Origin of the sequence: Brevundimonas sp. MF30-B (genome assembly GCF_004683885.1) — a bacterium.
GTDB lineage: Bacteria > Pseudomonadota > Alphaproteobacteria > Caulobacterales > Caulobacteraceae > Brevundimonas.
Window position 1 is genome coordinate 789,816 of record NZ_CP038440.1, and the last position, 17,553, is coordinate 807,368.

Here is a 17,553-nt window from a genome sequence, read left to right on the forward strand (position 1 = left end):
CGGCAAGCAAACGGCGGCGTGACTATAGGGGGCGAGGGGTCGGGTCAACGCGCCGGGCGGAAGTCTTTCTAACCCAGATCCACCCGACCGACGCCACGGCGAAGAGAACGGTCGCGGGAACGACGTTTCCGGGCGCCGCCGCCGCCACCGCGCCGACCGAGAACACCAGGCCGACCACGGCCAGCGCCCGCCAGCCCGGCGCGTGGGTGAACCGGAACAGGCTGACGCAGCACAGCGCGTAAAGGCAGATGGTCAGCACCGTGCAGGCGCCGATCAACGAGCCGAACTGATCGGCCAGCGTCGGCTGGATGCTGGCCAGCACCATGACGGCCATCAGCGCGCCGTTGATCAGCGGATTGGTCAGCGGCAGCCGCCCTGGCCGCGCCGAAGAGCCGAAGACGCCGGGCAGATAGCCGGCCTCGGCCGCGCTGCGCGCTGTCTCTCCGCCCAGCATGGTCCAGCCGGAGATGGTGCCTATCGCCTTGATCACGGCGCAGACCGCGACCAGGCCGGCGATCGAGGCGCCGAACACGCGCGCGGCCAGGTCGGCGAAGGGGCTGGTCGAGGCGGCCAGTTGGCCGGCCGGGATCACGCCGAACACCGCCGTCGTCGCCGCCACATAGACCACGAGCGCCAGACCCACGCCGGCGACGCTGGCGCGCCCGACGTCGCGGCCGGGGTTGCGGACCAGCTGCGACAGCGCTGCGGCGCTCTCCAGGCCCAGGAAGGACCAGAAGATCACCACCAGCGCGGCCGGAATGCTCTGGCCCAGGGGGAGGCCGGAGGTGTTCCACGAGGCGGAAAAGGTGTCGCCGCTGAAGGCCACGGCCCCGGCGGCGATGGCCAGGACCCAGGGGCAGCAGGCCGATCACCAGGGTCGCCGCGCCCAGCCGCGCCGCCACCTTCGCCCCCATCGCATAGGCGGTGGTGGTGACCGCGATCAGGATCAGGTTGCTGACCGCGGCCGGTCCCGGTTGGGCCAGGGCGGGGAAGAAGAAGGCGAGATAGCCCGTGCCGGCGATGGCCACCGCCACATTGCCCGTCAGACAGACACCCCAATAGGCGATGGCGGTCTGATAGCCGATGAACCGGCCCAGCCCGCGCCGGGTGAAGTCCGACAGGCCGTCTGCGTCCGGCTGAAACCGGCCCAAACCGGCGAACACGGCCGCCAGCACCATCGCTCCAGCGCCGCAGATCAGCCAGCCGATCAGGCTTGAGCTGCCGGTCGACGCCAGCGCGACCGGCGCCAGATAGACGCCCGACCCGATCATGTTGCCCGCCACCACCAGGGCGGCCAGGCCCCAGCCGATGCGGCGGGCGGGAACGGGCAGGATCTCGGTCTGGCTCATGATTTCCGCTTTACGCGGGAATTCGCGATCCGTCCCAGGCGAAGACGCCGCCGCTGTCGGCGGGCGTCAGGCCATAGATGACCTTCAGCAGATGGGCCGCAGAAACCTCTGGGGTGAAAAGCTTGCCGGGCGCCACCCCCCGCTGGAACGGCTGGCTCAGTTCGGTGTCCACCGTGCCCGGATGCAGCCCGCAGACGATCGTCTGCGGGTGCGTGCGCGCCGCCTCCACCGCCAGGGTCTTCAGGATCATGTTCAGCCCGGCCTTGGAGGCGCGATAGGCGTGCCACCCGCCCAGCCGATTGTCGCCGATCGATCCTACCCGCGCCGACAAAACCGCGAACACAGTCCGCCGGTCGCGCGGCATCAGCGGCAGCAGGTGTTTGGCGAGCAGGGCCGGCCCGACGGCGTTGATGCGGTAGTCGCGCAGCAAGTGATCCGCCGACAGTTCGCGCATCGACCGCTCCGGCTTGAAGGCGCCGTGAAGCACGCCGGTCGCCACGATCACCAGCTCCGGCGCACCGTCTCGGACCACGCTCGCGGCGGCGGTCTGAATTGAGCTCTCGTCCTCCAGGTCCAGGACGCCGGCCTGAGCGCCGTCCACGGCGGCTCCGCTTCTCGACAGGGCGTGGATCGTCTGGGACGGCTGGCGTGCGGCCAGGCTCCGCACCAGCGCTGCGCCCACCCCGCCCGAGGCGCCGACGATCACGGCGGGCCCACGCGGCGCCTGCGTTTCCCTGTCCATTCGTCCGAACCTGTCCTGGCGGTCTTGCTCAAGCGCGACACTGACGGCAAAGCCTCGCCATGACCATCACCACGGTCGGCCTCGATGCCGACGACACCCTCTGGCACAACGAGACGATCTTCCGGCTGACCCACGCCCGGTTCGTCGACCTTCTGGCCGACCACGGCGACGAGCCGACCCTGCAAGCCCGGCTGGCCGAGGTCGAGAGCCGCAATCTGCGTCTCTACGGTTATGGGGTGAAGGGCTTCACCCTGTCGATGATCGAGACGGCGATGGAGCTGACGAACGGCGACCTGCCGCCGCATGTGGTGCGCGAAATCCTAGCCGCCGGACGCGAGATGCTGGCCCATCCGGTCGAGACCCTGCCCGGCGTGGACGAGGCCCTGGCCGAACTGTCCGAAAAATACCGCCTCGTCCTGGTGACCAAGGGCGACCTGCTGGACCAGGAGCGCAAGCTGGCCGCCTCGGGCCTGGGCGATCTGTTCGCCGCCGTGGAGATCGTGTCCGAAAAGACCCGCGCCACCTACGACCGCGTCTTCGCTCGTCACGGCACCGGACCCGAAGAGGCCGTGATGGTCGGCAATTCGATGAAGTCCGACGTTCTGCCCGCGCTGGAGGCCGGCGCCTTCGCCGTCCACATCCCCTATGTGGTGACCTGGGCGCACGAACTGGCCGACGCACCGGAGAACCACCCCCGCTACGGCGCCCTGGAGGCGATCGACCGCCTTCCGGGCTGGATCGCGGCGGCAGAGCGGGGCTAGGGTCGCGGGTGCCATCTGGGGACCGCCATGATCACCGTCCATCACCTCGCCGATTCCCGCTCGCAGCGCGTGCTGTGGCTGCTCGAGGAGCTGGGCCTGCCCTATGAGGTGAAGCGTTATGAGCGCGATCCCAAGACCATGCTCGCGCCGCCGGAGCTGAGGGCCATCCACCCCTTGGGCAAGTCGCCGGTGGTGGACGATGGCGACATCCGCGTCGCAGAGACGGGGGCGATCGTCGACTACCTGCTGGACACCCACGGCCAAGGACGGCTGAAGCCCGCGCCGGGCACGGCCGAGGCGCGGCGGTTCACCTATTGGCTGCACTATGCCGAGGGTTCGGCCATGACGCCTCTGCTGCTCAAGCTGGTCTTCAGCCAGCTGCCCAAGCGCGCGCCAGGCCTGATGAAGCCGGTCGTCAACGCCATCGCCGCCAAGGCCCAGTCCGGCTTCGTCGACCCGCAGCTGAAGTCCCACGTCGACTATTGGGACGCTGAGCTGGGCAAGTCCGAATGGTTCGCAGGCGACGCCTTCACCGCAGCCGACATCATGATGAGCTTTCCGGTCGAGGCCGGGGCCAGTCGGGCGTTTCGCCGACAGGACAGGCCGCGCCTGGACGCCTTCCTGAAGCGCATCCATGACCGCCCGGCCTACCAGCGCGCCCTGGAACGTGGCGGGCACTACGCCTACGGTTGAATGCAACTCCGAGGCTTGTCGCCCGTTTAGGGGCCATGCGCCTGAAAACCATCCAAGTCATTGCCGGCCTGTTCGCCCTCGTCGCCTTCGTCCTGGCCTTCATGGCCGCTGGGGCCGCTCTGGCCTCGGGCCTGTTCATGCTGTTGGGCATGGCGGCGCTGGCCTTCGTCGCCTGGAGCCTTATCAGAAGCATGGTGTCGCGCGGCCGTTCGAGGCCGCCCGCGCCGACCGCCTGATCGCGCCTTGAAGTTTCGGCCGCCCGGCCTTAGCCTATCTGCCCCGCTGCGAGCGCCCCGCAGCGGGCTTTGTGTCGCTTAAACGTCTTCTTTCTCAGCTTTCGGGCGAAAATAGAAAACTCACGCTCAATGGAAAAAGTGCCGATGACGGCCGGGGGCTATCGCGCCCTCGACGATCAGTTGAAGCAATTGAAGTCGGTCGAACGGCCGGCGGTGATCGCGGCGATCTCCGAGGCGCGCGCGCACGGCGACCTGTCCGAGAACGCCGAGTATCACGCCGCCAAGGAGCGTCAGGGCTGGATCGAGGGCCAGATCGCCGAGATCGAGGACAAGATCAGCCGCGCCCAGGTCATCGACGTGTCGAAACTGTCGGGCAGCCAGGTTAAATTCGGCGCCACCGTCACCATTGTGGACGAGGACACCGAGGAAGAAGGCGCCTATCAGATCGTCGGCGAGCACGAAGCCGACGTGAAGGAAGGCCGCATCTCGATCGCCAGCCCGATCGCCCGCGCCCTGATCTCCAAGGAGGTCGGCGACGTGGTCGAGGTCAACACCCCCGGCGGGGTGAAGGCCTATGAGATCCTCAAGGTCGAGTGGAAATAATCCGATGACCGATCCGACCGGGACGCGTCCGCCTCTGGTGTCGCATGTCTCGGTCGGCGTCACCGACCTCAGCCGCGCCGGCCTCTTCTACGACGCGGTGCTGGCGGTGCTGGGCGCGCGCCGGCTGATCGAGCACGGCGTGGGCATTGGTTATGGGCGCGCCTTTCCCGAGTTCTGGGCGGCTTCGCCCCATGATGGCCGCGACGCCCGCCCCGGGAACGGGACGCATGTCTGCTTCAACGCCGAGACGCCCCAGGCCGTGGCGCGCTTCCATGCCGCAGGTCTGACGGCGGGGGGGCTGGACGACGGCGCGCCGGGGCCGCGGCCGACCTATGCGCCCGGCTATTACGCCGCCTTTCTGCGCGACCCTGACGGCAACAAGATCGAGGCCATGTGCTGGGTGCGTCGCGACGATCCTGCGTCGTGACCCGGCCTCTGCGCATTTGGGCCGTATCGGATGGTCGAGCTGGGATCGCAAACCAAGCGCTGGGCTTGGCCGAGGCTGTGGGACGCCTCGTTCCGTGCGCCGTCACGGCCAAGACTGTCCGCTGGCGCAGCGCGTTCGATTGGCTGCCCGCCGCGCTGAAGGCGCCGGCCATGCTGGACCCTGCTTCCGATCCGGTCGCCCCCCCTTGGCCCGACATCTGGATTGCGGCGGGCCGGGCCACCCTGCCGCTGTCGATCCGCATGAAGGGCCGCGGCCCCCTCGTCGTGCAGGTCCAGAATCCCCGTCTGGATCCCGCTCTATTCGACGTGGTGGTCGCCCCGGCGCACGACGGTATCCAGGGCGACACGGTTTTCGAGATCACAGGCTCGCCGCACCGCATAACTCCGGGCCGCATCGCGGACGAGGCCCAGGCGTTCGCCGCCCGGCTTGAAGCCCTGCCCCGTCCCCGCGTGGCCGCGCTGATCGGTGGGCGCTCGACGGCGTTCGACCTGCCCGATACCCACGCTGCGGACCTGGCCGCGCAGATCGCCCAGGCGGTCGAGGCGGTCGGCGGCTCGCTCATGCTGACCTTTTCGCGCCGAACGCCGGAGGCGGCCCGCGCGATCATGACCCGCCGCCTCGACGCGCTTCCCGGCTGGGTCTGGGACGGGACGGGAGACAACCCCCTGTTCGCCTTCCTGCATTTCGCCGACCACATACTGGTGACCGAGGACAGCGCCAACATGGCCGCCGAGGCCGCATCGACAGGTCGTCCCGTTCACGTCCTTCCGATGGTCGCGCGCGGTCCTTCGGGCAAGTTTGCGCGCCTGCACGCCGACCTGGCGGCGCGAGGCGCCGCCCGAGCCTTTGAGGGTGAGTTGGAAAGCTGGCGCTACGAACCGCTGGCTGAAACGGATCGGGCGGCGCGGGCGGTGATCGAGGCCTGGTCGGCGCGCGGACAGCCTCAGGTCGTCAGCGGCCGGTCGTGAGGCGCACGACGATGAGAGCGGTGGTTTCGACGATCGCCGCATCATCATCGGCCCGTCGCAACAGGCCCATGCCCGCCGCCACGCCTTCGACGAGGCTTGCGATCTCGTAGGAGGCCAGGCGCGCGCTCATCGCCTCGGGCAGGGCGCCGCTGGACTGGGCCTGGGCTATGCGGCGCTCCAACGCCAGGTGGAGGCGGCGCAGGCGCCGGATGCGGCATTCTCCGAAGGCCTCGTCTCCCTCGTCGGCGAGCATGTGCTCGATCCGAAGCACCGGTCCATGCTCGCGCCAGAGCTCGATCATGTCGGCGACGAGCGCCCGGGCCCCTTCGATGGCCCGATCGCCGGACCAGTCGCTCTGCAGGTGACGCGCCAGACGATCGCCCTCGACGGCGACCTGTTCGCTGAGCGCCAGAACCGGCTCCTCGACCGACTTGAAATAGGTGTAGAAGTTCGAGGGCGAAACACCGGCTTCGGCCGCCAGGTCAGCAACTCGGATTTCGCTGAAGCGCTGTCGGGTCAACAGACGGCGGGTCGCTTCCGTGATCGCTTGACGCGTGCGCCCGCCCCTGGCGCCGATCCTGTGTCCCAGCTTGTTCGTTTTTTCGAACATGCGCCTTCCGCGGACGAAGTGGTGCCGGTTGCAGGAATCGAACCCGCGACCTTCGGTTTACAAAACCGCTGCTCTACCAGCTGAGCTAAACCGGCGCCGGCTCTCGCGGACGAGGGTCTTATGATGGCGTCAGTCGCGCCGCGCAAGAATGTCGTAAGCCGATCACCGAACGACCGCCAAAGAGTGTCAGCGCCCCGCTGTTGCGGCCGCCGCCATCTCGCGCCCGCCCTCGAAGGCCTCTCGCGCTCCCTTGTAGATGAAGCCGTAGGTCGGATAGGCCGTGGATCCCAGGCCGTTGATCGGGTTGTACCAGACCTTGACGCTGCTCCAGTCGCCGGAAGGCGACACGTCCACGACGGTGACGTTCTCCTCCACCTTGCCGCGGCTGCCGCCCCAGTTGGCGTGGGTGACGCGGATCACGCGGTCGGTCAGCACGTCTGAGACAACGGCGACGTGGCCCCGGCTCATGCGGCCTTCGGGGCGGAACACCAGCACCGAACCGGTCTCAGGCGCCGAACCCGTGCGGAAGTTGTTCACGGCCTGACGCCACCAAGTCCAGGCGTCGCCGAAGATCTGAATGCCGGAGAACATGCGGGCGAAGGTGACGCACTGCCAGTAGGGGTCGCTGGCCTGGGCCGGCTGGGGCGTGGCGCCCAGCGCAAAAAAGCCAAGGGTCGCTGCAACCGCAGCGGCTGTGAGCCGTTTCGCCATACGCTGTATTTCCGACTGTTACGCCCTGTGACAGTCCTAGCCGATAGTTTCCGAGGGTTGAAGAACCCTTTCGCCTGCTGATTTTTCGCCCTTTTTCGCGCGACGGCGATCAGCCAGATCGCGCAGAGCCTTGCGTGCCGGGCGTTCGACCAGGTGGTAGGAGGCGGCGGCGACGAGCGGAATGGCCGCAACGACGATTAGCCACACGAAAATGTGAAGACGCTTGTCCTCCGCGCCCGTCAACTGCGCGGCGAGGTTCACGGCCGCCAGCTTCCACGGAATGCAGACCATGTAGACCGAATAGCTGATCTCGCCGAGATAGACGGCTGGCTTCGACGCCAAAGGCCCGGCCTCGGCGTTGGGCAGCGACGCCAGCGCCAGAATCAGCCCGCCCGCCAGCAGCACGATGGCGCCATCCCAGGCCATCACCGATGACGCCACGACCAGGGCGACAAGGAAAACCGCCGCCGACAGGCCCGGCCGATGCAGAGGCGCGCGGCGATAGGCCAGGTAGAGCGCGCAGCCCAGGGCGAAGCACGGCACGATGCGCAGCGCCCCCCAGGCGATGGTCGCCTGGGTCAGCGGGAAGCCCGCCAAGGCCTCGAACGCGGCGTAGAGGCCCAGCATCAGCGCCGCCGCGCCGGCGACGGCAGCCGTGGGGCGATGACGCAGTTTCCAGGCGGCGAAGGCGAAGACCGGGAACAGCAGATAGGCGAACCACTCCGCCGAGATCGACCACGAGGGATGGTTCCAGCCCGCCTCAGGCGCGAAGCCCCAGGCGTGCACCATCAGCAGATTGGCCGGCAGCGACTTCCAGCTCAGCACGCTGTCGTCCACCGCCATGCCGGCCATGGAGGCGCCGAACGCCAGGGTGCCGACGCCGATCAGGGTCGCCAGATGCAGCGGATAGACCCGCGCGATGCGGGCCCACAGGAAGCCGCCATAGCTGAACCGCTTCTCGCCCGCCGCCGCCAGATAGACGTGGCACAGGATGAAGCCGGACAGGACGAAGAACAGCTCCACCCCCAGATAGCCCTTGGCCACGATGTTGGGCAGGAAGCCGACATCGAGATTGGGCCAGTAATGGAACATCACCACCCACATCGCCGCGACGAACCGCAGAGAGGTGATGGAGCGCAGATCATCGGGCGTCTGGACGGGGGTCATGCCGCCACGATGCAGATGACAGCTGCAGATCGCGTTAAGCGTCGTGATTGACGAAAGGTGTCAGCCCGCGCCTTCGGGGAAATCAAGGTGGTGAGGCGCATCGCCCTTGAGGGCCTCGATCACGCCCTTCAAATTTTGAGCCTCGGACAGGTCGCAGACCAGAACGGCGTCGCGTTCGGCGATTATGGCCAGGTTTCGCACGCCAACGGCGGCCACGACCATTCCCTCCGCCGCACGCACCACGCACCCCTCGGCGTCCTGCAGGATGCGACGTCCGCCGCCGCCGCATTCGACCGCAGCCAAGGCGTCCCAGGCGCCGAGGTCGGACCACTGGAAGTGGACCTCCAGCACCGAAGCGAGGTCGGTCTTTTCCATCACGGCGTAGTCGATCGACAGTTTGGGCGCATCGGCGAAGGCTGGGCCGAGCATCTGATCACTCTCCGACACCGGAAGGGCGGCGGCCGTCGCCTCGGCCATGCCAGGCGCGTGGCGGCGCAGTTGTTCGATCAGAGTGGCGGCCCTGACGATGAAGTTGCCGCTGTTCCACAGATAGCCGTCCAGGATGTAGCGGCCGGCGGTCTGGGCGTCGGGCTTTTCCACAAAGGCCTCGACCCGCGACAGGCCCCGTCCTGCGGGCTTGATGTAGCCGTAGGCCGAAGCCGGCGATGTCGGCGCCACGCCCAGGGTGACAATGCGCCCACGCTGGGCTTCGGCGGCCGCTTCGGTCACGGCGGCGCGGAAGGCCGAGGCATCAGGGATATGGTGGTCTGAAGCCACGAAGGCGTTGACGCCCTCGGGATCGACGCGCTGCGTCCACGCGGCGGCGGCGGCCATTGCGGGGCCTGAGTCCCTGGCCTGCGGCTCCAGCAGTATCTGGGCCTCGACGCCGATCTCGGCAAGCTGGTCAGTGATCCAGCGCGCATGGGCTTGGCCGCCGACAACGATCAGCCGTCCGCCCTCCGCCAAGGGCGCGACGCGCAACGCGGTCTCCTGAAACAGCGACCGGTCGCCGGTCAACTTCAGAAACGGCTTGGGCCGCGACGGCCGAGAGGCGGGCCACAGACGGGTGCCGGCGCCGCCGCACATGATCACGGGATAAAGAGCCATGCCCTGTCATACCGCGCCGGGCCGGCGCCACAACCCGCTTGGCGCCTAACCGCCGCCGGTGCGCCCCACCGCCTTGCCCGAGCCCTCGCAGACCGGACAGGTCTCGCCGGACGGCAGAGCGCCGACGCCCTGACATTCCGGACACAGGGTCGGATCGGGGTGCTGATGCGCGGCCGGATCGGCGGGATCTTCCGGCGTCAGGCCGCGGTCGTCGATGTCGGTGTCGCTCATGCAAGCTGAACGACCGACAGCGCTCTGGGTTTCAGGGTGACTCGACGGCCGACGGACGCTATTTCGCGCCCGATGGAAGAGAACGAGCGCCAATCCGAGGAACGCAGCTGGGAGACGGCCAAAACGCTGGCCGAGGCCCTGCCGTACATCCAAGTCTATGACCGCGAGACCGTGGTCATAAAATACGGCGGCCACGCCATGGGCGAAAGCGCCGTGGCCAAGCAGTTCGCCGCGGATGTCGTGCTGCTCAAGCTCATGGGTGTGAACCCGGTCGTGGTGCACGGCGGCGGGCCGCAGATCAGCGCCATGTTGGACAAGGCCGGGGTGAAATCCAGCTTCGTGGACGGCCTGCGTGTGACCGACCCTGACACCATGCAGGTCGCCGAGATGGTTCTGTCGGGCGCGGTCAACAAGGAGATCGCCCACTGGATCACCATGGCGGGCAAGGAGGCCGACGTCCGTGGCGTGGGCCTGTCGGGCAAGGACGCCGGCCTGCTGACGGTCGAGAAAACGCGCCGCACCAAGCGCGATCCCGACAGCATGATCGAACATGAGGTGGATCTGGGCTATGTCGGCGAGCCCACCAAGGTGGACCCCAAGCTGATCGCCGGCCTGATCGCGTCCGAGACCGAGGACTGGGTGCCGGTCATCGCTCCGATCGGCGTCGCCGAGGACGGCCAGACCTACAACGTCAACGCCGACACCGTGGCCGGCGCCATCGCCGGATCGCTGGACGCCAAGCGGATGCTGCTGCTGACCGACGTGCCCGGCGTCAAGGGCGCGGACGGCCAGATCATCCGCCAGATGACGCTGGAGGAGGCGCAGGCGCTGATCGACACGGGCGTCGCCACCGGCGGCATGATCCCCAAGCTGGAGACCGCCATGGCGGCCGTTCGCTCGGGCGTCGAGGCCGTGGTCATCCTGGACGGCCGCCGCCCCCACGCCATGCTGGTGGAGTTGTTCACCCAGTTCGGCGCCGGCACCCTGGTGAAGGCGTCTTGACCGGTCTGGACCACGTCCGGACCTGGGTGTTCGACATGGACGACACCCTGTACCCGCGCGAACAGGGTCTGATGTCGCTCGTCCAGGCGCGGATCAACGGCTATGTCGTCGAGGCCGTCGGCATGGCGCCCGAAGAGGCCGGCGTGCTCCAACGCCAGTTCCTTGACGAACACGGCACGACCCTGGCCGGGCTGATGGCCAACTACACGATCGACTCCGACGACTTTCTGGAGGTCGTGCATGACGTGCCGCTGGACGGCGTCGAGCCCAATCCGCGGCTGGCCGATCAGCTGATGCGCCTGCCCGGCAAGCGCTACGTCTTCACCAATGGCGCGCGGAGCTACGCCCATCGCGTGCTGGACCGGATCGGCATCGCCCACTGCTTCGACGGCGTCTTCGCCATCGAGGACGGCGACCTGACGCCCAAGCCGGCGCCCTCGGCCTTTCGCCGCGTGATCGAACGCTTCGGTTTCGAACCGCGCTCGGCCTGCTTCTTCGAGGACACGCCCAGGAACCTGGAGCCGGCAAAGGCGATGGGGATGGCGACCGTGCTGATCGGCGACGGCCACGGCAAGCCGCTGGGCGACCACATCGACCACATCGCGCCCTATCTGCTCGATTTCCTGACCGATCTAACCTTCACCGAGGCCGCTGCATGACCGACCTGACCCATCTCGAATCCGTCATCGAGGCCGCGTGGGAAGACCGCGCCGCCGTGTCCGCCTCCACCCACGGCGAGGTCCGCGACGCCGTCGAAAGCGCGCTGGAACTGCTGGACTCGGGCCAGGCGCGGGTCGCCTCGCGCGGCGCCGACGGCGTCTGGACCACGCATCAATGGCTGAAGAAGGCGGTGCTGCTGTCCTTCCGCCTGAACGACAACGTCATCCTGCGCGCCGGCGACCGGGGCCCGACCAGCGCTGCTCCGGGCGTCGGTCCCTTCTGGGACAAGGTGCCCAACAAGTTCGGCGACTGGACCGCCAGCGACTATCGGGACGCCGGCTTCCGCTCGGTGCCTGGCGCGATCGTCCGCAAGGGAGCCTACGTCGGCCGGAACGTCGTGCTGATGCCCAGCTTCGTGAACATCGGCGCCTATGTCGACGAGGGGTCGATGGTCGACGCCTGGGCCACGGTCGGCTCGTGCGCCCAGATCGGCAAGAACGTCCACCTGTCGGGCGGCGCCGGCATCGGCGGCGTGCTGGAGCCCCTGCAGGCCAATCCGACCATCATCGAGGACGGCTGTTTCATCGGCGCCCGCGCCGAGGTGGCCGAGGGCGTGATCGTGCGCGAGGGCGCCGTCCTGGCCATGGGCGTCTATCTGTCGGCCTCGACCAAGATCGTGGACCGCGCGACGGGCGAAGTGTTCCGCGGCGAAGTGCCGGCCTATTCCGTCGTGGTGCCGGGCTCGCTGCCCGATCCCAAGGGCGGGCCGTCGCTGTACTGCGCCGTCATCGTCAAGCGCGTCGACGCCCAGACCCGGGCCAAGACCGGCGTCAACGAACTGCTGCGCGACTAGACCCCTTCAGGGAACCTCAGCCAGAAACTGGAATATGGCCGAGCGCGATTCGGCCTCGTCCAGCATGGGGGCGTGGCCGACCCCGGAAATTTCGGCGAAGACCATCTTGCGCGCGGCCTTGCGCATCTTGACGGCGATCTCCTCGCTCAGCAGGTCCGAGGACTGGCCCCGGATCAACAGCACCGGCCGCCCGCGCGTCAGGCGGCGGAACATCGGCCACAGGTTCGGGACCAGCGCCTTGGCGCCCGCCGCCTTGATCGGAACCGAGATGTCGGGGTCATAGTCCAGCACGGGCGCGCCCTCCGTCCCCTCGCGGAACGTCCGGCGCGCGAAGGCTTCCCAGTCCGCGTCGGTGTAGTGCGGCAGGGCGGCGGCGTTGATCTGTTTGGCGTAGGCGGCGGCGTCGGCCCAGGAATTGATCTCGACCGGCTTGCCGGCATAGGCGGCGATGCGCGCCAGGCCTTCCTTGGCCACTTCCGGTCCGACGTCGTTCAGGATGGCCGCAGCGATCACCTTCGAGCGCTGCGCCGCCAGCGCCATGGTGATCAGCCCACCCATGGAGGTGCCCAGGAACACCGCCCGCTCGATGCCCGCCTGCACCAGCAGGGACTGGATGTCCCGCGCGTAAATGTCGGGCGTATAGGTCATGGGATCCGGCGCCCGGTCCGAACCCCCCCGCCCACGCACATCCACCGCAAGGACGCGACGACCGCTCTGGGCGATCAGGGGCGCGATGACCTCGAAGTCAGCGGCGTTGCGGGTCAGACCATGGATCGCGATGACCGGCAGGCGGGCGGGACCGGCGGCCGGGGCGTAGTCTCGCGCGTGCAGGCTCAGGCCGTCATGAGACGTCCAGCGGCGATCGACGAAGGCGGACATGGCGAGGTCTCCGGGGTTCGGGGCGGCGGTCGGCGGCCGCGTCTGAAGGGGGCGACCTATGTGCTGCCCGAGGGCTGGGCAAGGATGCGGGCGACAAAGGCGTCCAGATCGCCGCCCTGAAACAGATGGCCCGCCACATCGGCGCGACGCGCGGCCTCCAGGTCGCTGGGCTGGTCGCCAATCATCAGCGAACGCGCGGGATCGAGATCATGATCCGCCACGGCGCGCAGGATCATGCCGGGGTTGGGCTTGCGGTCGGGATGGTCGGGGTGGCGCCACTGCGGGTCGGCCGCGTCGGCGTGGTAGGGACAGGCGTAGACGGCGTCGACCACGCCCCCGTCCTGAGCCAGCCGCTCCAGCAACAGGGCGTTGAAGGCCTGCATCTGCTCCAGGCTGAAATAGCCGCGCGCCACTCCCGACTGGTTGGTGACGATGACGGTGACATAGCCCGCCGCCTTCAACCGCGCGACGGCGGCGCCGGCCCCCGGGGTCAGGCGCAGCTGATCGGGGCGATGCGGATAGCCGACGTCCTCGATCAGGACGCCGTCGCGATCCAGGAAGGCGGCCGGGCGGCTCATGCGCGGGCCGGCTCTCGGATCAGGGCCGAAAAGGCGGTCATCAGATGATAGAAGGTCGAGGCGGGCACGGTGCGGTCGGCGCTGCGACCCTGAGCGTCGTAGCTGTCGGTCCACAACCCGGGAACCGCAGTGGCCAGATGGGTGGCGAACACGCCGTCGAACAGCGGCCCGAACCGCCCCTCGGCGCCTACGAGGGCGAGCGTGCGCAGGCCCTCGGTCTGGGCCCAAAGCCGACGCCCGCCGTCGATGACGTCAGCGCGTCGATCGATCTCGCGCACGACAAACCCCTGCGCGTCCAGGCCCCGCGAGAGGGCGGTCTCCAGCAGCGGCTGGTCGGCGTCGCGCACCGGCAGACCGGCCCGCCGCGCCCGGTTCAGCAGCCACACCCATTCGAAGTGATGGCCTGGCTCGACCACCTGGCCAGGCGCCCCCTGAGCCACGGCCAGGCGGGCGTCGAAATACTCTCCCAGCGTGCCTGTGCGGACGTCGAAGAAGCGCTGGTGAAACAGATCCAGAACCGTCGAGGCGTAGGCGCGCATAGTGTCGTCGGGCGCCATCTCGAGCCAGGCCAGCAAGGCCTCGAGCAGGTGCATGTGCGGGTTCTGCCGACGCGGCAGGACCGGCGGCAGGCATTCGCTCCAGCCGCCGCCGGGTTCGCGCATCACGGCGTCGATCGCGGCCAGGGTCTGGCGCGCCAGATCCAGCGCACGCGGATCGCCCAGCACCCGGTGCGCGGCGGCCAGGGCGAACAGCACGAACGCCTGGTCATAGAGGTCGGGGCGTTCGTCCAGCGCCTGGCCGGCGTCGTCCGTGGTCAGCCGCCACAGGCCGTCTTCGCGGCGACACGTCGCGATCAGCCCGTCCAGCCCGCGCCGGGCCAAGGGCTCGGCTTGGGTCCAGCCCAACGAAGCCGCCTCGCAGAAAACGTAGACCTGCCGCGCCTGAACGCGGGTCCGACGCGCGACGCCGGTGATGGGACGGCCGTCGAACTGCAGCGCCTCGTGAAAGCGGCCGTCCGCGTCGACGCCCCGGTCCGCCCACAGCGGCAAGGCCTGGTCGAACAACCAGGCGCGGGCCTTTTCGCGGGCGTCAGTCAGTGTCGTCACCGCTTTCGATTAGGCGGGCTTCCCGGCTTTGCCAAGCGGACGCATTGTTGCGAGACGCAACGCGAAGTGAGCCGCGCGGATTTGGTCTTCGTCGCCCGGCTTGCTAGCAAGCGCCCCCGACTTGCCTGCAAGCGAAGTTTCCGCGCCCGCGCCGACAGACGCGCCCCAGCCGCCGCCGGAGAAATCCCGTCATGACCCTGCCCTTCATCGACCTTCAGGCCCAGCGCCTTCGCCTCGGCGGCAAGATCGAGGCCGCCGTTCAGGAGGCCGTGGTCGGCGGCGCCTGGGTCATGGGGCCGCAGGTGCGCCAGTTCGAGGCCGACCTGGCCGCCTTCGGCCGCGCCAAGCACGCCCTCGGCTGCGCCAACGGCACGGATGCCCTGGCCCTGCCGCTGATGGCGTGGGGCATCGGCCGCGGCGATGCGGTCTTCGTCCCCAGCTTCACCTTCGCCGCCACCGCCGAGATCGTGCCTTGGTTCGACGCCGAACCTGTCTTCGTCGATGTCGACGAGAACACCTACAACATGGATCCGGCCGCTCTGGAGCGCGCCATCGACGGCATCAAGGCCGAGGGGCGACTGACGCCGCGCGTGGTTATCGCCGTGGATCTGTTCGGCCAGCCGGCCGAATATCCGGCCATCAAGGCGATCTGCGACAAGCACGGGCTGAAGCTGATCGCGGATTCGGCCCAGGGCTTCGGCTGCACCTTGGGCGGCGACCATCCGCTGAAGTGGGCCGACATCACCACCACCAGCTTCTTTCCGGCCAAGCCGCTGGGTTGCTACGGCGACGGCGGGGCGGTGCTGACCAATGACGACGAGTTGGCCCAGCTGATCGATTCCGTGCGCGTGCACGGCAAGGCCGTGGCGGTGGACCTGAAGGACCGCACCTTCGACCACGACCCCAAATACCTGAACATGCGCATTGGCCTGAACAGCCGTCTGGACACCATCCAGGCCGCCGTCCTGATTGAGAAGCTGAAGGTGTTCGCCGACGAGATCGAATGGCGCAACCGCATCGCCGCGCGATACAACGAAGCCCTGCGTCCGCACGTGGCCAAGGTGCCCGACGTGCCGGCCGGAAACGTCTCCAACTGGGCCCAGTACACGATCGAACACTCCGACCGCGACGCCCTGGCCGCGCACTTGAAGGATAAGGGCGTGCCCACTGCCGTCTACTATCCGATCCCGCTGCACCTTCAGCCGGCCTATGAGCACTTTCCGCGCGGCGAAGGCGGCCTGCCGGTGACCGAGCGTCTGAAGGACGTGGTCATCAGCCTGCCCATGCACGCCGATCTGGACGAGGCGACGCAGGCCCGCATCATCGACGCCGTCGCCACCTTCAAGGGACAAGCCGCATGACCCAGACCCCGATCAAGGTGGGCGTCGCCGGCGCCGGCGTCATGGGGCGCAACCACGCCCGGGTGCTGGCCGAGACCCGGGACTTCCGCCTGACCCACATTCTGGACGCCGACGCCGTGACGGCCGAAGGGGTCGCGGCCGCCTATGAGGCGACCGGCGTCGCCAGCGTCGAAGCCTTCGTCGACGCCGGGCTGGACGCCGCCGTCGTCGCCACGCCCAACCGCACCCACGCCGATCTCAGCGTCGCCCTGCTGGAAAAGGGCGTCCACGTCCTGGTTGAAAAGCCGATCGCCGCCACCGTCGCCGACGCCCAGCGCATGATCGACGCGGCCAGGGCCAACGACCGCGTGCTGATGGTCGGCCAGGTCGAGCGCTTCAACCCGGCGGTCGAGGCGGTCAAGCGCGCCATCGCCGACGAAGACGTCATCTCCATCCAGATCACCCGCGTCGGCCCGTTTCCGCCGCGCATGGGCGAGGTCGGGGTCGTCATCGACCTGGCGGTGCACGACATCGACATCATCCGCCACCTGACGGGGGCCGAGATCGTCGACGTCCAGCCGCAGCTGGCCCGCACCAAGGCCGAGCGCGAGGACACCGCCCTGCTGCAATTCCGGCTCGACAACGGGGTGATCGCCCACATCACCACCAACTGGGTCACCCCCTACAAGACCCGCACCCTGCAGGTGGCGACCAAGGGCAAGTTCGTCGTCGCCGACCTGATGACGCGCCAGGTCACCGAGTATTTCGGCCAGCAGCCGGACGGCAGCTATTCGACCCGCGGCCTGATGAGCTGGCCCAACGAGCCTCTGAAGAAGGAGCTCGAAGCCTTCGCCCACGCCATCCGCACCGGCGAGTCCCCGGCCGTGACGGGCGAGGACGGACTGCGCAACCTCGAGGTCGCCCTGCGCTGTCTGGGCGAAGCCTGATCGCCTGAACCCATGAGACGATCGGCGCCGGCCTTGATCATCTGGACGCTGATCGGGGGCGTTATGATCGCGGTCGGCGCGCAGCTCGACGTGCCCATGCATCCCGTGCCGATGTCGCTGCAGAGTCTCGCCGTCCTGGCGGCTGGCGTCCTTGGCGGCTGGCGCATCGGTCTGGCCGCCAGCCTGCTCTATCTGACGGCGGGCGCCCTCGGCGCGCCCGTGTTCGCGGGCGGATCGAGCGGCTGGCACGCCCTCACCGGACCGACGGCCGGCTATCTGATCGGCTTCCCCATCGCCGCCGTCGCGGCGGCCCTGATCGCCAGGAGAAAGCCGAGACGCCTCGCCTTCATCGCCGGCCTGGCTGGCCACGTCCTGATCCTGGGCCTGGGATGGGTCTGGTTAACTCAGACGATCGACGCTCAGGCGGCGTGGAGCGGGGGCGTTCAGCCCTTTCTGATCGGCGCGATCGCCAAGTCGGCGGCCTTGGCGCTCATCGCGCTTTTCACGATCCCGCGCGCTCTCTTGAAGACATAAGCATATCTTTATATGTCTGCGGGCCACG

General features: G+C 68.5%; 22 protein-coding genes, 1 tRNA gene and 1 pseudogene. 12 read left to right on the top strand and 12 right to left on the bottom strand.

Annotated features, from left to right (window positions below):
- Positions 1-22 precede the first annotated feature (22 nt).
- The 3 genes and pseudogenes from E4M01_RS14480 to E4M01_RS04045 all read right to left on the bottom strand — a co-directional run bounded on the left by E4M01_RS14480 (position 23) and on the right by E4M01_RS04045 (position 2,091).
- A complete protein-coding gene (locus E4M01_RS14480) occupies positions 23-826 on the bottom strand; it encodes an amino acid permease (RefSeq protein ID WP_245161286.1) in 804 nt (267 codons plus the stop codon).
- An 85-nt stretch (positions 827-911) separates the two neighbouring features.
- Positions 912-1,349: pseudogene (locus E4M01_RS14485) on the bottom strand (amino acid permease); the annotation flags it as partial.
- Positions 1,350-1,359: 10 nt separating this feature from the next.
- A complete protein-coding gene (locus tag E4M01_RS04045) occupies positions 1,360-2,091 on the bottom strand; it encodes an SDR family NAD(P)-dependent oxidoreductase (RefSeq protein ID WP_135062118.1) in 732 nt (243 codons plus the stop codon).
- A gap of 59 nt (positions 2,092-2,150) precedes the next feature.
- On the opposite strand from E4M01_RS04045, the gene E4M01_RS04050 reads away from it, so the two are divergent.
- The 6 genes from E4M01_RS04050 to E4M01_RS04075 all read left to right on the top strand — a co-directional run bounded on the left by E4M01_RS04050 (position 2,151) and on the right by E4M01_RS04075 (position 5,800).
- Positions 2,151-2,852, top strand: a complete 702-nt coding sequence (locus E4M01_RS04050) for an HAD family hydrolase (protein WP_135062117.1) — start codon at positions 2,151-2,153, stop codon at positions 2,850-2,852.
- 27 nt (positions 2,853-2,879) lie between these two features.
- Positions 2,880-3,545: a glutathione S-transferase gene (locus E4M01_RS04055; protein WP_135062116.1), complete on the top strand. Its 666-nt coding sequence runs from the start codon at positions 2,880-2,882 to the stop codon at positions 3,543-3,545.
- Between the two features lie 35 nt (positions 3,546-3,580).
- Entirely contained in the window at positions 3,581-3,781 is a 201-nt protein-coding gene (locus E4M01_RS04060) for a hypothetical protein (protein ID WP_135062115.1), read from the top strand.
- A gap of 129 nt (positions 3,782-3,910) precedes the next feature.
- Complete coding sequence (gene greA, locus E4M01_RS04065; protein WP_135062114.1) at positions 3,911-4,384, top strand: transcription elongation factor GreA; 474 nt, start codon at positions 3,911-3,913, stop codon at positions 4,382-4,384.
- 4 nt (positions 4,385-4,388) lie between these two features.
- A complete protein-coding gene (locus E4M01_RS04070) occupies positions 4,389-4,811 on the top strand; it encodes a VOC family protein (protein ID WP_135062113.1) in 423 nt (140 codons plus the stop codon).
- Entirely contained in the window at positions 4,808-5,800 is a 993-nt protein-coding gene (locus E4M01_RS04075; RefSeq protein ID WP_135062112.1) for a mitochondrial fission ELM1 family protein, read from the top strand. The genes E4M01_RS04070 and E4M01_RS04075 overlap by 4 nt, the downstream gene beginning before the upstream one ends.
- On the opposite strand, the gene E4M01_RS04080 is transcribed toward E4M01_RS04075, so the two are convergent.
- From E4M01_RS04080 to E4M01_RS04105, 6 genes are all read right to left on the bottom strand, one after another.
- The gene (locus E4M01_RS04080) at positions 5,784-6,410 is read right to left on the bottom strand and encodes a TetR/AcrR family transcriptional regulator (protein ID WP_135062111.1); all 627 of its coding nucleotides are present in this window, start codon (positions 6,408-6,410) and stop codon (positions 5,784-5,786) included. The genes E4M01_RS04075 and E4M01_RS04080 overlap by 17 nt on opposite strands.
- Before the next feature lie 19 nt (positions 6,411-6,429).
- Positions 6,430-6,505, bottom strand: a tRNA-Thr gene (locus tag E4M01_RS04085).
- A gap of 91 nt (positions 6,506-6,596) precedes the next feature.
- On the bottom strand, positions 6,597-7,121 hold the full coding sequence (locus E4M01_RS04090; protein ID WP_135062110.1) for a CHAP domain-containing protein: 525 nt from the start codon (positions 7,119-7,121) through the stop codon (positions 6,597-6,599).
- A gap of 36 nt (positions 7,122-7,157) precedes the next feature.
- On the bottom strand, positions 7,158-8,288 hold the full coding sequence (locus tag E4M01_RS04095; RefSeq protein ID WP_135062109.1) for an acyltransferase: 1,131 nt from the start codon (positions 8,286-8,288) through the stop codon (positions 7,158-7,160).
- A gap of 60 nt (positions 8,289-8,348) precedes the next feature.
- The gene (locus E4M01_RS04100) at positions 8,349-9,395 is read right to left on the bottom strand and encodes a mannose-1-phosphate guanylyltransferase (RefSeq protein WP_135062108.1); all 1,047 of its coding nucleotides are present in this window, start codon (positions 9,393-9,395) and stop codon (positions 8,349-8,351) included.
- Between the two features lie 45 nt (positions 9,396-9,440).
- Positions 9,441-9,626: a hypothetical protein gene (locus E4M01_RS04105; protein WP_135062107.1), complete on the bottom strand. Its 186-nt coding sequence runs from the start codon at positions 9,624-9,626 to the stop codon at positions 9,441-9,443.
- A gap of 72 nt (positions 9,627-9,698) precedes the next feature.
- Here E4M01_RS04105 and argB point away from each other — a divergent pair, with 72 nt between their 5' ends.
- From argB to dapD, 3 genes are read left to right on the top strand one after another with little or no spacing between them, the layout of a single operon-like run.
- Complete coding sequence (gene argB, locus E4M01_RS04110; protein WP_135062106.1) at positions 9,699-10,628, top strand: acetylglutamate kinase; 930 nt, start codon at positions 9,699-9,701, stop codon at positions 10,626-10,628.
- Positions 10,625-11,287, top strand: a complete 663-nt coding sequence (locus E4M01_RS04115) for a pyrimidine 5'-nucleotidase (RefSeq protein WP_245158179.1) — start codon at positions 10,625-10,627, stop codon at positions 11,285-11,287. The genes argB and E4M01_RS04115 overlap by 4 nt, the downstream gene beginning before the upstream one ends.
- Positions 11,284-12,141, top strand: coding sequence for a 2,3,4,5-tetrahydropyridine-2,6-dicarboxylate N-succinyltransferase (gene dapD / locus E4M01_RS04120; RefSeq protein WP_135062105.1), 858 nt, complete (start codon positions 11,284-11,286; stop codon positions 12,139-12,141). Before E4M01_RS04115 ends, dapD begins: the two co-directional genes overlap by 4 nt.
- A gap of 6 nt (positions 12,142-12,147) precedes the next feature.
- Here the strand turns inward: dapD and E4M01_RS04125 are convergent, their stop codons facing one another.
- From E4M01_RS04125 to E4M01_RS04135, 3 genes are read right to left on the bottom strand one after another with little or no spacing between them, the layout of a single operon-like run.
- Positions 12,148-13,020: an alpha/beta fold hydrolase gene (locus E4M01_RS04125; protein WP_135062104.1), complete on the bottom strand. Its 873-nt coding sequence runs from the start codon at positions 13,018-13,020 to the stop codon at positions 12,148-12,150.
- Between the two features lie 56 nt (positions 13,021-13,076).
- On the bottom strand, positions 13,077-13,598 hold the full coding sequence (locus tag E4M01_RS04130; RefSeq protein ID WP_135062103.1) for an HAD-IIIA family hydrolase: 522 nt from the start codon (positions 13,596-13,598) through the stop codon (positions 13,077-13,079).
- On the bottom strand, positions 13,595-14,704 hold the full coding sequence (locus E4M01_RS04135; RefSeq protein WP_135062102.1) for an AGE family epimerase/isomerase: 1,110 nt from the start codon (positions 14,702-14,704) through the stop codon (positions 13,595-13,597). The genes E4M01_RS04130 and E4M01_RS04135 overlap by 4 nt, the downstream gene beginning before the upstream one ends.
- Positions 14,705-14,895: 191 nt before the next feature.
- On the opposite strand from E4M01_RS04135, the gene E4M01_RS04140 reads away from it, so the two are divergent.
- Genes E4M01_RS04140 through E4M01_RS04150 form a run of 3 tightly spaced genes read left to right on the top strand, consistent with a single transcriptional unit; the run spans position 14,896 to position 17,525 of the window.
- On the top strand, positions 14,896-16,065 hold the full coding sequence (locus E4M01_RS04140) for a DegT/DnrJ/EryC1/StrS aminotransferase family protein (protein ID WP_135062101.1): 1,170 nt from the start codon (positions 14,896-14,898) through the stop codon (positions 16,063-16,065).
- Entirely contained in the window at positions 16,062-16,991 is a 930-nt protein-coding gene (locus E4M01_RS04145) for a Gfo/Idh/MocA family protein (RefSeq protein ID WP_135062100.1), read from the top strand. The genes E4M01_RS04140 and E4M01_RS04145 overlap by 4 nt, the downstream gene beginning before the upstream one ends.
- 33 nt (positions 16,992-17,024) lie before the next feature.
- The gene (locus tag E4M01_RS04150) at positions 17,025-17,525 is read left to right on the top strand and encodes a biotin transporter BioY (RefSeq protein ID WP_167765275.1); all 501 of its coding nucleotides are present in this window, start codon (positions 17,025-17,027) and stop codon (positions 17,523-17,525) included.
- The last annotated feature ends 28 nt before the right edge of the window (positions 17,526-17,553 follow it).

Bases quoted from the DNA above. Each gene is read 5' to 3' on its own strand.
- E4M01_RS04125 (WP_135062104.1), bottom strand. From the start codon at position 13,020: ATGTCCGCCTTCGTCGATCGCCGCTGGACGTCTCATGACGGCCTGAGC.
- dapD (WP_135062105.1), top strand. From the start codon at position 11,284: ATGACCGACCTGACCCATCTCGAATCCGTCATCGAGGCCGCGTGGGAA.
- E4M01_RS04080 (WP_135062111.1), bottom strand. From the start codon at position 6,410: ATGTTCGAAAAAACGAACAAGCTGGGACACAGGATCGGCGCCAGGGGC.
- E4M01_RS04070 (WP_135062113.1), top strand. From the start codon at position 4,389: ATGACCGATCCGACCGGGACGCGTCCGCCTCTGGTGTCGCATGTCTCG.
- E4M01_RS04090 (WP_135062110.1), bottom strand. From the start codon at position 7,121: ATGGCGAAACGGCTCACAGCCGCTGCGGTTGCAGCGACCCTTGGCTTT.
- E4M01_RS04060 (WP_135062115.1), top strand. From the start codon at position 3,581: ATGCGCCTGAAAACCATCCAAGTCATTGCCGGCCTGTTCGCCCTCGTC.
- E4M01_RS04045 (WP_135062118.1), bottom strand. From the start codon at position 2,091: ATGGACAGGGAAACGCAGGCGCCGCGTGGGCCCGCCGTGATCGTCGGC.
- E4M01_RS04100 (WP_135062108.1), bottom strand. From the start codon at position 9,395: ATGGCTCTTTATCCCGTGATCATGTGCGGCGGCGCCGGCACCCGTCTG.
- argB (WP_135062106.1), top strand. From the start codon at position 9,699: ATGGAAGAGAACGAGCGCCAATCCGAGGAACGCAGCTGGGAGACGGCC.
- E4M01_RS04145 (WP_135062100.1), top strand. From the start codon at position 16,062: ATGACCCAGACCCCGATCAAGGTGGGCGTCGCCGGCGCCGGCGTCATG.
- E4M01_RS04140 (WP_135062101.1), top strand. From the start codon at position 14,896: ATGACCCTGCCCTTCATCGACCTTCAGGCCCAGCGCCTTCGCCTCGGC.
- E4M01_RS04130 (WP_135062103.1), bottom strand. From the start codon at position 13,598: ATGAGCCGCCCGGCCGCCTTCCTGGATCGCGACGGCGTCCTGATCGAG.
- greA (WP_135062114.1), top strand. From the start codon at position 3,911: ATGGAAAAAGTGCCGATGACGGCCGGGGGCTATCGCGCCCTCGACGAT.
- E4M01_RS04105 (WP_135062107.1), bottom strand. From the start codon at position 9,626: ATGAGCGACACCGACATCGACGACCGCGGCCTGACGCCGGAAGATCCC.
- E4M01_RS04050 (WP_135062117.1), top strand. From the start codon at position 2,151: ATGACCATCACCACGGTCGGCCTCGATGCCGACGACACCCTCTGGCAC.
- E4M01_RS04055 (WP_135062116.1), top strand. From the start codon at position 2,880: ATGATCACCGTCCATCACCTCGCCGATTCCCGCTCGCAGCGCGTGCTG.
- E4M01_RS04095 (WP_135062109.1), bottom strand. From the start codon at position 8,288: ATGACCCCCGTCCAGACGCCCGATGATCTGCGCTCCATCACCTCTCTG.